This is a genomic window from Cellulomonas sp. NPDC055163, from assembly GCF_053607065.1.
The window spans coordinates 80,796-93,819 of record NZ_JBSGSU010000008.1; the positions used below are offsets into that span (position 1 = coordinate 80,796).

Below are 13,024 nucleotides of genomic sequence, written 5' to 3' on the forward strand. Positions count from 1 at the left end.
ATGGGGGAAACGTGGGACGTCGTTGGCCCAAACGCGTGGCGACGATACCCGCCGCTTCTCCGGGCGGACTCGTCGCGCAGTGTGAGGTGGCTCACACACCGGACCGCGGTCAGCGGTCGGTCGTCGGTGAGCTCTCCTCGTGCTCCTGCGGCGCCGGTGGATCCAGCAGGAGAGTCGTCTCGCGTCCGGGATGCCGGCGTCCGACCACGACGAACGCTACCAGCGCCCCGAGACCCACGATGATCGACGTCCAGACGTTGAGGCGGAACGGTCCGATCGTCTCGGCGGGGTCGATGCGCAGCAGCTCGATCCAGAGCCGCCCTGCGGTGTAGAGGACGACGTAGAGCCAGAATACGCGACCGTGACCTAGCCTCAGGCGCCGGTCCAGCACGACGAGCACCGCCGCGGCGGCGAGGTTCCAGAGCAGCTCGTAGAGGAACGTCGGGTGGAACAGGGTCCCGGGGTCGTATCCCGCGGGCAGGTGCGCGTCGTCGATCTGCAGGCCCCACGGCAGGGTGGTGGGGCCGCCGAACAGCTCCTGGTTGAACCAGTTGCCGAGCCGCCCGACCGCCTGGGCGACGAGCAGCCCGGGCGCGAGCGCGTCGGCGAAGGGCGGGAGGCGCACGCCCTGGCGACGGCAGCCGATCCAGGCGCCGACCGCACCGAGCGCGACCGCCCCCCAGATGCCGAGGCCGCCCTCCCAGATCGCCACGGCACGCCACGGGTCGCCGCCCGGGCCGAAGTACGCGTCCGGCGAGCTCAGCACGTGGTAGACGCGGCCGCCGATGATCCCGAACGGGACCGCCCAGAAGGCGATCTCGAGGACGTCGTCCGCGGCACCGCCGCGTTCGACCCACCGCCGCCGGGTCAGCAGCACGGCCGCGACGATGCCGGCGAGGATCGCGAGCGCGTACGCCCGCAGCGGGAACGGACCCAGGTACCAGACGGCCTGCGGCGGGCTCGGGATCGACGCGGGGAGGACCGACGCGGGGACCGCGGCGAGCACCGACGCGAGCGACGTCACGCGCGCGCCCCGCGCACCCCGGCCGCGATCGTCGAGGTGACCCGCGCGAGCGCGTCGAGGCCGGAGGTGAGGTCGGGCGACTCGACGAGCGGGCGGACGAACGCCGACCCGACGATCACCCCGTCGGCGTAGCGCGCGACCTCGGCGGCCTGCTCCGCGGTCGACACCCCGAGACCGACGCACACGCGCCGGGCGCCCGCGGCGCGCGTGTCCGCGACGAGCCGCTCGGCCTGCGAGCCGACGCTCGCCCGGACGCCGGTGACGCCCATGGTCGACGCCGCGTACACGAAGCCCCGCGACGCGGCGACGGTTGAGACGAGCCGCTCGGGAGTCGAGCTCGGCGCGACGAGGAACACCCGGTCGAGGTCGTGGGCCTGCGAGGCCGCCATCCAGTCGGCCGCCTCGTCGGGGATCAGGTCGGGCGTGATGAGACCCGCGCCCCCGGCGGACGCGAGGTCCCGCGCGAACGCCTCGACGCCGTAGCGCAGCACGAGGTTCCAGTACGTCATGACGAGCACCGGCGCGCCGCGGCCCGCGACCTGCTCGAGCGCGTGCAGCGTGTCCGTGACGCGGGTGCCGTGCGCGAGCGCGTGGCCGACCGCCTGCTGGATCAGCGGGCCGTCGAGCACCGGGTCCGTGTACGGCATGCCGAGCTCGATGACGTCGGCGCCCGCGTCGATCAGCGTGCGCACGGCCTCGACCGAACCAGGCACGTCCGGGTAGCCGACCGGGAGGTACCCGACCAGCGCGGCCCTGCCCGGGGAGTCGGCCGAGCCCGCGGCGAGCTCGTCGAGCAGCGGGCCCGTCGTCGCCCGCACGGTGGTCTCGCTCACGGCGCCAGCCCTCCCCTGCCCTCGTTCAGTGCCTGGTCCTTGCCCGAGTAGCCCGATGCCGTCGTGTCGTCGAGCAGCCCGAACCAGCGCGCCGCGGTCGCGACGTCCTTGTCCCCGCGGCCCGAGAGGTTCACCAGGATCACCGGGTCCGCGCCGTCGGGCACGTCCCACCCGCGCGCCTCCTGGCCGAGCTTGATCGCTCCCGCCAGGGCGTGCGCCGACTCGATCGCGGGGATGATCCCCTCGGTGCGGCACAGCAGCCGGAAGGCGTCCATCGCCTCGACGTCCGTCACCGGGCGGTACTCGGCACGCCCGATGTCGTGCAGCCACGAGTGCTCGGGGCCGACGCTCGGGTAGTCGAGGCCCGCCGAGATCGAGTGGCTCGGCAGCGTCTGGCCGTCCTCGTCCTGCAGGAGGTAGGACTTCGCGCCGTGCAGGACGCCGGGCGTCCCGCCGTTGAACCGCGACGCGTGCCGGCCGGAGTCGACCCCCTCGCCGCCCGCCTCGAAGCCGAACAGCCGCACGCCCGCGTCGTCGAGGAACGCGTTGAAGATGCCCATCGCGTTCGAGCCGCCGCCCACGCACGCGGCGACGGCGTCGGGCAGCCGGCCGATCTCGTCGGCGAGCTGGAGCTTGGCCTCCTCGCCGATGACCTTGTGGAAGTCGCGCACCATCTCCGGGAACGGGTGCGGGCCTGTCACGGTGCCGAGGAGGTAGTGCGTGGTGTCGACGTTCGCGACCCAGTCGCGCAGCGCCTCGTTGATCGCGTCCTTGAGCGTCCGCGCGCCGATCGTCACGGGGACGACCTCCGCGCCGAGCAGGCGCATGCGCGCGACGTTGAGGGCCTGGCGCTGCGTGTCCTCCTCGCCCATGTAGACCGTGCACTCGAGGTCCATGAGCGCCGCTGCCGTCGCCGTCGCGACGCCGTGCTGGCCGGCGCCCGTCTCGGCGATGACGCGCGTCTTGCCCATGCGCTTGACGAGCAGCGCCTGCCCGAGCACGTTGTTGATCTTGTGCGAGCCGGTGTGGTTCAGGTCCTCGCGCTTGAGGAACACCCGGACGCCCTCGCCGACGTGGCGGGCGAAGCGCGGGACCTCGGTCAGCGGGCTCGGGCGGCCCGTGTACGTCTTGTGCAGGCGCGCGAGCTCGGCGCCGAACGCCGGGTCCGCGAGCGCCTTGTGGTACGCCGTGTCGAGCTCGTCGAGGGCCGCGATGAGCGCCTCGGGGACGAACCGGCCCCCGAAGTCGCCGAAGTACGGCCCCTGGTGCGTGCTGAGCGGGCCGGCGATCGCCATCGCCTCGCGCAGCGCCTGCGCGGCGCCGCCCTCGGGCAGGTCGGGGCGGCCGGTCACTGGCGCACCGCCCGCAGCGACGGGTGGGAGCCCGCCGCGACGAGGTCGGCGACCGACTCGCGCGGCGCGTCGTCCGTCACGAGGGCCTCGCCCACGAGCACCGCGTCGGCGCCCGCGCGGGCGTAGTCCATGACGTCGTGCGGGCCGCGCACGCCCGACTCGGCGATCTTGACGATGCCGGCGGGGATCGAGGGCGCGACGCGCGCGAACGTGCCGCGGTCGACGTCGAGGGTCTTCAGGTCACGGGAGTTCACGCCGATGATCTTCGCCCCTGCGTCGACGGCCCGCGCGACCTCCTCGGCGTCGTGCACCTCCACGAGCGCCGTCATGCCGAGCGAGTGCACGCGCTCGACGAGCGACTCGAGCACCGTCTGCTCGAGCGCCGCCACGATGAGCAGCACCAGGTCGGCGCCGTGCGCGCGCGCCTCCCAGACCTGGTACGGGGTCACGACGAAGTCCTTGCGCAGCACCGGGATGTCGACCGCGGCGCGCACCGAGTCGAGGTCCGCGAGCGTGCCGTTGAACCGCCGCTGCTCGGTGAGCACCGAGATGACGGACGCGCCGCCCTTCTCGTACTCCGCCGCGAGCTTCGCGGGGTCCGCGATCGAGGCGAGCGCTCCCCGGCTGGGGCTCGAGCGCTTCACCTCGGCGATCACGGTCACCGCGTCGGCCACGCGCAGCCGGTTCACGCACGCCTTGGCCTCGGGCGCACGGGCCGCCCGCTCCTTGAGTGCGGCCAGGGGCGTCGCCGCCTCGCGCTGGGCGAGGTCCTCACGGACGCCGGCGACGATGTCGTCGAGCACGGTCATCGTCTCGTCACCTTCCCTCGAGCCTCGTCGCCGGGGCGACCGGTGGTCTTCAGGTCATCGTAGGGGCGCACACGGGACGAAAGGACCACGCGCCAGGTCGTGGGACCGTGCCCGGCGACCCGCGGGGTGCCGGGCAGGGACGACGACGCTGCCGGTGCGCGTCCTCGCCCGCCGGCCCCGGCCGCACCGTCACCCCGGCTCACGGGACGATCAGTAGCTGCTGCTCCCGGTCGACAGGAACGTCAGCCCGAGGACCCCCGCCATGCCGACGAGGTACAGGACGACGAAGCCGATGGCCACCACGCCGAGGGCTATCGAGATCCAGCCCAGCACGATGCCCGCCTGGGCCGTGCCGAGGTTGTTGGCCTCCCCTGCGGCGACAGCACGCTTGGCGTTGTTGCCGAGGATCACGGCCGGGATGCCGGTCACGAACACGCACCCCACGACGATGCCCACGATGCCGAGGACGAGCGACCAGACGCCGAGCTGGTTCTTCGGGTACACGTACGCCGGGGCGTAGGGCTGGCCGGGGTACGGCTGGCCCGGATACGGCTGCGCGGGGTACGGCTGTGCGGGATAGGGCTGTGCGGGGTACGGCTGGCCCGCGTAGGGCTGGGCGGGGTAGGGCTGCGCCGGGTGCTGCTGGCCGGGCTGCGGCTGACCTGCGGAGGGCTCGACGCCGGTGCGGGGCTGAGCCGGCGCGTACGGCTGACCGGGCGCCGGCTCTGCGGGGCCGGGCACCGACGACGGCGCGGACCCGGTGGGCTGCGCCGCCGCCTCGCGGGGCTTCGTGAGGTCGATGGTGGGCTGGCCGCCGTCGGACGTCGCGCCCGGGTCACCGGCCGGCGCGGGCCCGTCCTCGGGTGCCGTCGAGGGGTCCTGCGGCGTCGGGTCGCCGGGCGTCGTCATCTCGGGGTCCTCACGGTCGTCGGAGCAGTGGCGCGAGTGTATCGACGCCCCCTGACCGGTCCGCCCGAGCGCCCGTCAGGGGGCGAGTGCGGGTGCGAGGGCCGGGAGGTTGCGCGCCACCGAGTAGAGGAGCACGAGCGCCAGCACGGCCCACGGGAGCACCCGCCGAGCCACGGAGGCCGGACGCGCGGGGGCGGGCGCCGTGCCCGCGGGACCCACCGCGTGCGCCGGCACACGGTCCCCGGCGGCCGGGAGCGCCCAGCGCCGCGCCAGCCACGCGGCCCACAGGCCGAGGACCACGGGCACCAGGAGGACCCACAGCGGATTCATCCCCCACGCACCCGCCAGGTCGCCGTGCACCAGGTCGTACGTCGCGCGCAGCCCTCCGCAGCCCGCGCAGTAGAGCCCCGTGAGCGCGCGCAGCGGGCACGCCCCGTAGCTACCGGGCCGGTGGGGGTCGACGTTCCCCACGAGGACGACGGCGGCCGCGCCGAGGGCTCCCGCGGTCAGCGGCGCTCGTGCCGCCCGGACCCTCGCGCGGCCGGCGCCCACCCACGACGGCGCACGGCCCGACCCCCGGGCAGGGGTCGGGCCGTGCGTGCGTACCGAGCTCGGCACGGGGTCTCCTCGGACCGGTGGGTCAGTAGGAGGACGTGCCGCTCATGTTGTTCAGGTTGTCGCTGTACCAGGCCAGCCCGCCGAGCGCGAAGAGCCAGATGATCGTCAGCACGAAGAACGCGACCGAGACCCAGCCGAGGATGACGCCGGCGAGCGACAGCCCGCCGTTGTTCGCCTCGCCCGCCGCGGCGGCCTTGCGGCCCTTGTTGCCGACGATGATCGCGGGGATGCCCGTGAGGATCGAGCAGACGAAGAACGACACGAGGCCGAGGACCAGCGCCCACACCCCGAGGTTGTTCTTCGGGTAGGACCCGCCGTAGCCACCGCCGTAGGCCGGCGCGTTGCCGTACTGCGGCGCCTGCGGGTAGCCGCCGGCCTGCGGCGCGCCGTACTGCGGGGCGGACGGGTACTGGGGCGAACCGGGGGTCGTCGGCTGCTCGGGCTGGTTGCCGGCGGCGTACGGGTCCTGCGGCTCGTTCGGGGTCGACATCGCTCTCTCCAGTGGTCGTGCCGGGCGGGAGGTCCGCCGGGTCGGGGTCGTGCGGGGGCCCGTGGGGGTCAGTGACCGGAGCCGGACTGCTTCGCGAGGGTCGCCGCGCCGCCCTGCCCGTGGCCCATGGCCTGGAGCGCCTTGCCGGCGAGGACGCCGAGGAGGCACACGCCCAGGCCGGCCCAGAAGAGCCAGACGACGGCGAACGTCACGGCGAGCGCCGAGATCGTGAAGCCGACGAGGACGAGGACGACCAGCGTCCAGGCAGCGGTGGTGTGGCCGTGGTTGCTCGGGGGGCTGCTCAGCGGGAGGTACGCGACCTCCTGGGAGTGGCTCCCGGTGGGGGTCGAGCCGGTGTGCCGGCGTTCGACGGAGTGCTCGGCCATGTGGCAGCGCCTTTCGATCGTGTTTCTGCGGTCAACCCTAGCGGAACGCCGCTGCTGAGCAGGCGGGACGCGTTGCGGGGCGGGGCGGGGCGGCGCGTGGCGCCCGTCCGGGTGACGCACGGGAGAGGCTCCGGACCGACCCGCCGACGGCTCCGGTCAGCTCGGGTCGTCGCCCCGGCTGAGCGCGTCCCACGCCGAGCGGTCGTCGTCGGGAGGGGGCGCCGCGGCGACGGGACCCGGGCCGCGCGCGTCCCCTGCAGCCCCGTACCGGCTCGTCGGCGCCGCCCAGCGTCGCGACCACACCACGACGACGGCGGCGACCAGCACGTCGAGGACGCCGACGACGGCCGCGACGACGGGCCAGGGCGTCGGGGTCACGGGACCTGCCAGCGCACCGACGCCGGTCACCGCGGCGACGACCGTGCGCGCGGCGCCCTCGGGGTCCCCGAGCACCGCGAGCGCGGAGACGACCACCGTCGCCCCGGCTGCCGCGACGACCGCGGCGACGACCCACCGGCCGACCCGGCCGACGAGCCCGACCGCTGCCGCGGCCGCGAGCAGGGCGACGGCGGCGGCGAGCACCGCCGGCGCGGCCTGGGTGCCCGTGACGGGGACGTCGACCTCGCCCCGGACGGCGCTCGAGCCGGTCGCGCGGAGCCAGACCGGCACGCTCGACGCGGCTGTGGCGAGCGCCGCGAGGACCAGTAGGCCGGCGGTGCGGCCGCGCCGGCTCGCGCCCGGCTTCCCCGCGGGCGCCGGTGCACCCGGTCCGCGGGGGCCGGGGCCCGCGTCAGCCACGGGTCGCCGGCCGCAGCCGGGCCGCGACCTGCACGGCACGCACGGCAGCCGCGGCCTTGTTGCGCGACTCCTCGTACTCGAGCGCGGGCACGGAGTCGGCCACGATGCCGCCGCCCGCCTGGACCGAGGCGCGGCCGTCGCGGATCAGCGCGGTGCGGATCGCGATCGCCATGTCCATGTCGCCCGCGAGGTCGAAGTACCCGACCGTCCCGCCGTAGATCCCCCGGCGCGCGGGCTCGATCTCGTCGATGAGGGCGATCGCCCGGGGCTTCGGGGCCCCCGAGAGCGTGCCGGCGGGGAACGTCGCCGTGAGCGTCTGCAGCGCCGTGGCGCCCGCGCGCAGCTGCCCGACGACCGTCGAGCAGATGTGCATGATGTGGCTGAAGCGCTTGACCGCCATGAACTCGACGACCTCGACGCTCGACGGCTCGCACACCTTGACGAGGTCGTTGCGGGAGAGGTCGACGAGCATGATGTGCTCGGCGCGCTCCTTCGGGTCGGCGAGCAGCTCCTCGCCGAGCTCGCGGTCCGCCTCGGGCGTCGCCGCGCGGGGCCGGGACCCGGCGATGGGGAACGTCACGACGCGCCCCTCGGTCACCTTCACGAGGGTCTCCGGGCTCGAGCCGACCACCGCGAAGTCGCCCCCGTCGGCGTCCTGCAGCTGCAGGTAGTACATGTACGGGCTCGGGTTGATCGTCCGCAGGACCCGGTAGACGTCGATCGGCTCGGCGGGGCAGTCGAGGTCGAGGCGCTGCGACAGGACGATCTGGAAGACCTCGCCGTCGCGGATCGCCTCCTGCCCCACGCGCACCGCCTGCTCGAACTCCTCGCGGGTCGAGCGGAACTCGAGCTCGGGCTCCGGCACGTCGGCGAGCACCGCGGTCGCCGGCGGGGCCGGGGTCGCGAGCGCGGCCTGCATCGCGTCGAGGCGTGCGACCGCGTCGGCGTGGGCCTCGTCGACGCGCTCGTCGGTGTCGTCGAAGTTGATCGCGTTGGCGACGAGCCAGACCGACCCGTCGACGTGGTCGACGACCGCGAGGTCGCTCGCGAGGCACAGCGTGAGCTCGGGGACGCCGAGCTCGTCGGGCGCCTTCGCCGGCAGCGTCGGCTCCCACTGCCGGACGATGTCCCAGCCGAGCGCACCGACCAGCCCGCCGGTCAGCGGCGGCAGGCCCGGGACCGCGGGCGTGCGCAGGACCTCGAGCGTCCTCGCGAGGACGTCGAGGGGTGCACCGTCGAGCGGGACGCCCACGGGCACGTCCCCCGTCCACACGGCACGGCCGTCGCGCGACGTCAGCGTCGCGCGCGAGCGGACCCCGACGAACGAGTAGCGCGACCACGTGCCGTCCGACTCGGCCGACTCGAGCACGAACGTCCCCGGGCGGCCCTGCGCGAGCGTGCGGTAGAGGCCGACCGGGGTGACGTCGTCGGCGAGGAGGCGGCGCACGACGGGGACGACCCGCCGGTCCGCGGCGAGCGTGCGGAACTCCTCGAGCACCGGCCACGTCGTGCCCCACGGGACCTGGACCGCAGGTGCCGGGGGCGGGGTCGTGGCGGTGCTCATCGCGCTCCTTCGGTGCTCGGGATGGTGTCGGGGCGCACGCCGACGACGGCGGGCAGCGGGCCGCCGGCCTCGAAGCACGTGCGGGTCCCGGTGTGGCAGGCCGCGCCGACCTGGTCGACCTGCACGAGCAGGGCGTCGCCGTCGCAGTCGAGGCTGACCGCCTTCACGTACTGCGCGTGCCCGGACGTGTCGCCCTTGCGCCAGTACTCCTGGCGCGAGCGGCTCCAGAACGTCACGCGGCCCGACGTCAGCGTGCGGGCGAGCGCCTCGTCGTCCATCCAGCCGACCATCAGGACGTCGCCGGTGTCGTGCTGCTGCACGACCGCCGCGACGAGACCCGCGCCGTCACGGCTCAGGCGCGCGGCGACCTGCGGGTCCAGCGCGGACGGGGGGACGGGGGCGCCGACGGACGGCGCGGACGAGGCGACCACGCCGGAATCCTCCCACGACGCAACGCGCCGTCGCCGCCGGGACCGTGCCGCGGACGCGCGGTCCGGGTCAGCGCGTCTGGGCCACCCACGAGCCGTGCATGCCCGCGTAGACGCCGCCGCGCGCGAGCAGCTCGGTGTGCGACCCGGTCTCCACGACCCGGCCCGCGTCAACCACGACGACGAGGTCGGAGGCCTCGGCGGTCGAGAGCCGGTGCGCGATCGTGAGGGTGCTGCGCCCGTGCGTGAGGGAGTCGAGCGCGCGCGCGATGCGGACCTCGGTCGCCGGGTCGACCGCGGACGTCGCCTCGTCCAGCACGAGCAGGTCGGCGCCCGCGAGGTAGGCCCGGGCGAGCGCGACGAGCTGGCGCTCCCCCGCCGACAGCGACTCCCCGCGCTGGCCCACCGGCGTGGCCAGCCCCTGCGGGAGCTCCGCGAGCCACTCGCGCAGCCCGAGGTCGTCGAGCGCCGTGAGCAGGTGCACCTCGTCGACCCCGTCCGGCCCGGAGCCCCCGCGCCAGCCGTACGCGAGGTTCTCCCCGAGCGTCGCGTCGAAGAGGAAGCCCTCCTGCGGCACCATCACGACACGCTCGCGCAGGCTCGCGGACCGGATCCGGCGCAGGTCCACGCCGTCGAGCAGCACCTGCCCGGTCGTCGGGTCCATGAGCCGCGCGACGAGCTTCGCGACCGTCGTCTTGCCCGAGCCGGTCGCGCCCACGACCGCGACGGAGGTGCGCGCGGGGATCGTCAGGTCGATGCCGTGCAGCACCGGCGGACCCTCCGGATAGGCGAAGCCGACGCCGCGCAGCTCGACGGTCGCGGGGCCGCGCGGGGAGTCGACGCCGTCCTCGCCCGGGTCGGGGACCAGCACCGGCGTCTCGATGACCGCGAGCACCCGGCGCCAGCCCGCGACCGCGTTCTGCAGCTCGTTGAGGATCTCGGTCGCCATCTGCACCGGGCCCGTGAACAGCTGGACGAGGAACAGGAACGCGAGGAGCCGCCCCACGGTCAGCTCGCCCGCGACGCCGAGGTACGTGCCGGCCACCACGACGACGGCGAGCACGAGGTTCGCGACGAGCACCCCGCTCGAGAAGACGACCGCGACGACGTTCTGCGCGCGCACCATCGCCTGCCGGGTTGCCCGGACGGACTCGTCGATCCGCCGTCCCGTGCGCTCCTGGACCCCGTAGGCCCGCACCGTCTCGGCGCCGACGACGGCCTCCGACACCGCACCGAGCATCGCGCCGACCCGCGAGCGCACGAGCGTGTACGCGGCGTTGACGCGCTTCTGCAGCGGGCGCAGCACGAGCACGAGGGGCAGGAACGAGAGCCAGACCAGGATCGTGAGCTGCCAGGAGTAGACGGCCATGAGGACCGTCGCGACCGAGATCTGCAGCAGCGAGACGAGCAGCATGATGCCGCCCCACTGCACGAACATCGAGATGGTGTCGACGTCGGAGGTCACGCGGGAGACGAGCGACCCGCGCCGCTCTGCGTCCAGCGTGAGCGCCGACAGGTCGTGCACGTGCCGGAACGCGCGCACGCGCAGCGCCACGAGACCCCGCTCGCTCGCGCGGAAGAGCCGCACGTTGACGAGCGCCGAGCACGCGGCGCCGAGCATCAGGCCGGTCGCCGCGACCACCACGAGCGTCACGACGCGCTGCACGTCGGGGCCGCCGGCGGCGAGGATCCCGGTGTCCATCGTCTGCTGCACGGTCACGGGCACGAGCACGCGGCCCAGCGCCGCGAGGACGGCGAGCACCACGGTCAGCGCGAGGCCGTCGAGCAGCTGCGGCGAGACCTGGACGCCGCGGCGCAGGGTCGCGAGGACGCCGAGCTCGGCCGCCGAGATCCCGCGGGCCGACGACGGCCCGCCCTGCTCGGGGGCGACCGGCCGCCGGCTCATCGGGCCACCCCGGCGTCCGCCTCGTCGTCGAGCGCGTCGGCCGCCGCACGCGCACGGCGCAGCGACTCCTGCTCGTACGCCGTCGCCAGCGCCCGGTACCCCGGGTCGCGCGCGAGCAGCTGCTCGTGCGTGCCCTGGTCGACGACGCGGCCGTTCTCGAGGTGCACCACCTCGTCCGCGAGCAGCACCGACGACATGCGGTACGCCACCATGAGCACGCTCACAGACCCGGGCGGGCCGCCGTCCCGCGGGCGCAGCCCCGTCAGGATGGCCTGCTCGATGCCGGGGTCGACGGCGGACGTCGCGTCGTCGAGCACGAGCAGGCGCGGGGACCGCACGAGGGCGCGGGCGAGCGCGATCCGCTGGCGCTGACCGCCCGAGAGGTTCGACCCGCGCTCCCCGAGCCGGGCGTCGAGCCCGCCCGGCAGCGCGCGGACCACGTCGTCGACGTGCGCGGCGGCCAGCGCCTGCCACACCTGCGCGTCCGTCGGTGCCTCGGGGTCGTCGTCGTCGCACAGCGTCACGTTGGCGCGCACCGAGTCCTCGAACACGAACGTCGACTGGGAGACCAGGGCCACCTGCGCGGCGATGTCGGGGGGCCGCACGTCGCGCAGGTCCTGGCCGTCGAGCAGCACGGCCCCCGCCGTCGGGTCGGACAACCGGCTGAACAGCGACACGAGCGTCGTCTTGCCCGCACCCGTGGACCCGACGACAGCGACGGTCCGGCCGGGCGCGACGTCGAGGTCGACGTCCACGAGCAGGTCTGCGGCGGTGTCGCCCGAGCCCACCCGGACGCCGACGCCGCGCATCTGCGCGTGGGCACCCGCCGCACCCCGGGGCAGCGTCGCCCGGCCGTCGACGGGCACGGCGGAGGAGTCGAGCACCCGCGCGACGCGGTCGAAGCCGACGAGCGAGCGCGGGAGCTCCCCGAGCACCCACCCGAAGGCACGCACCGGGACCCCGAGCATCGTGAGCAGGTAGGCGGCGGCCACGACGTCACCCGTGCCCACCGCGCCGTCGGCCACGCGCACCGCACCGACGAGCAGCACGAGCAGCGTCCCGAGGCCGGGCAGCACGTCGATCACCGGGTCGAACAGAGCCCGCACCACGCCGACGCGGATGTTCGCGTCCCGCAGCTCGCCCGCGCGCCCGGCGAACCGCACGACCTCACGGTCCTCGGTGCCGAGGGACTTGACGAGGACCCCGGCCTCGAAGCTCTCGTGCGCGATGTCGGAGACCTCGGAGCGCAGCTGCTGCGCCCGCGTGATCGCCGGGGACATCCGGCGCTGGAAGACGACGTTCGCGACGACCGCGAGCGGGATGACGACGAGCGCGGCGAGCGCGAGCCACACGTCGGTGCGCAGCAGCCCGACCGCCGCGACGGCGATCATCACGACGACGCCGAGCGCGAACGGCAGCGGGTTGAACACCGAGGTCGAGGCCTCGACGTCCGAGCTCGCGTTCGCGAGGAGCTGCCCCGTGGGGTGGCGGCGGTGCCACGACATCGGCAGGCGCAGGTACTGCCGGGTCACCCGCACGCGCTGGTCGGCCTGCTGGTCGGCGACCCCCATCCCCGCGAAGATGCGCCGTCCTGCCACGGCGAGCGCGAGCGCGAGCGCCACGCCGGCGAGCGCGAGACCCGCCTGCCAGATCCGGTCCCGCGCGTCCCCCGAGCCGTCGATCGCCGGGACGACGACGCCGTCGGTGACCCAGCCGAGCACCCGGCTCACCATGACCGTGAGCGTGCCGAACGCCGCGGACAGCAGCACCGCCCACGTGTACGTCCAGGGCTGGGACGCCATGCCCCGGACGAGGAGCTGGACCGACCTGCGCGCGACGGAGCCGGTCAGGGCGACCCCGGCGGGGGGTCGGGCACGCGTGGGCACAGCAGGTCCTTCCGGGGCGGG

Annotated in this window: 13 protein-coding genes; all 13 read right to left on the bottom strand. The window is 75.0% G+C overall.

The window, feature by feature from the left end:
• Positions 1-109 precede the first annotated feature (109 nt).
• On the bottom strand, positions 110-1,024 hold the full coding sequence (lgt, locus tag ACWFNE_RS16560; RefSeq protein WP_452123520.1) for a prolipoprotein diacylglyceryl transferase: 915 nt from the start codon (positions 1,022-1,024) through the stop codon (positions 110-112).
• Complete coding sequence (trpA, locus tag ACWFNE_RS16565; protein WP_452123521.1) at positions 1,021-1,857, bottom strand: tryptophan synthase subunit alpha; 837 nt, start codon at positions 1,855-1,857, stop codon at positions 1,021-1,023. The genes lgt and trpA overlap by 4 nt, the downstream gene beginning before the upstream one ends.
• Positions 1,854-3,152, bottom strand: a complete 1,299-nt coding sequence (gene trpB, locus ACWFNE_RS16570; protein ID WP_452123640.1) for a tryptophan synthase subunit beta — start codon at positions 3,150-3,152, stop codon at positions 1,854-1,856. The genes trpA and trpB overlap by 4 nt, the downstream gene beginning before the upstream one ends.
• 53 nt (positions 3,153-3,205) lie before the next feature.
• Entirely contained in the window at positions 3,206-4,018 is an 813-nt protein-coding gene (trpC, locus tag ACWFNE_RS16575; RefSeq protein ID WP_452123522.1) for an indole-3-glycerol phosphate synthase TrpC, read from the bottom strand.
• Between the two features lie 210 nt (positions 4,019-4,228).
• Positions 4,229-4,927: a DUF4190 domain-containing protein gene (locus ACWFNE_RS16580; RefSeq protein ID WP_452123523.1), complete on the bottom strand. Its 699-nt coding sequence runs from the start codon at positions 4,925-4,927 to the stop codon at positions 4,229-4,231.
• 75 nt (positions 4,928-5,002) lie between these two features.
• A complete protein-coding gene (locus tag ACWFNE_RS16585) occupies positions 5,003-5,545 on the bottom strand; it encodes a DUF2752 domain-containing protein (RefSeq protein ID WP_452123524.1) in 543 nt (180 codons plus the stop codon).
• A 22-nt stretch (positions 5,546-5,567) separates the two neighbouring features.
• Positions 5,568-6,035 (bottom strand): DUF4190 domain-containing protein, encoded by a 468-nt coding sequence (locus ACWFNE_RS16590; protein ID WP_452123525.1) that lies wholly within the window; start codon positions 6,033-6,035, stop codon positions 5,568-5,570.
• A gap of 68 nt (positions 6,036-6,103) precedes the next feature.
• Positions 6,104-6,421, bottom strand: a complete 318-nt coding sequence (locus ACWFNE_RS16595; RefSeq protein ID WP_452123526.1) for an HGxxPAAW family protein — start codon at positions 6,419-6,421, stop codon at positions 6,104-6,106.
• A 156-nt stretch (positions 6,422-6,577) separates the two neighbouring features.
• Positions 6,578-7,219 carry a Trp biosynthesis-associated membrane protein gene (locus ACWFNE_RS16600; protein ID WP_452123527.1) on the bottom strand — a complete coding sequence of 214 codons (642 nt, stop codon included), beginning with the start codon at positions 7,217-7,219 and terminating at the stop codon, positions 6,578-6,580.
• Positions 7,212-8,783 carry an anthranilate synthase component I gene (locus ACWFNE_RS16605; RefSeq protein ID WP_452123528.1) on the bottom strand — a complete coding sequence of 524 codons (1,572 nt, stop codon included), beginning with the start codon at positions 8,781-8,783 and terminating at the stop codon, positions 7,212-7,214. The genes ACWFNE_RS16600 and ACWFNE_RS16605 overlap by 8 nt, the downstream gene beginning before the upstream one ends.
• Complete coding sequence (gene hisI, locus ACWFNE_RS16610; RefSeq protein ID WP_452123529.1) at positions 8,780-9,214, bottom strand: phosphoribosyl-AMP cyclohydrolase; 435 nt, start codon at positions 9,212-9,214, stop codon at positions 8,780-8,782. The genes ACWFNE_RS16605 and hisI overlap by 4 nt, the downstream gene beginning before the upstream one ends.
• A 67-nt stretch (positions 9,215-9,281) precedes the next feature.
• Positions 9,282-11,117, bottom strand: coding sequence for an ABC transporter ATP-binding protein (locus ACWFNE_RS16615; protein WP_452123530.1), 1,836 nt, complete (start codon positions 11,115-11,117; stop codon positions 9,282-9,284).
• Positions 11,114-13,003 (bottom strand): ABC transporter ATP-binding protein, encoded by a 1,890-nt coding sequence (locus tag ACWFNE_RS16620; RefSeq protein ID WP_452123531.1) that lies wholly within the window; start codon positions 13,001-13,003, stop codon positions 11,114-11,116. The genes ACWFNE_RS16615 and ACWFNE_RS16620 overlap by 4 nt, the downstream gene beginning before the upstream one ends.
• Positions 13,004-13,024: the final 21 nt, after the last annotated feature.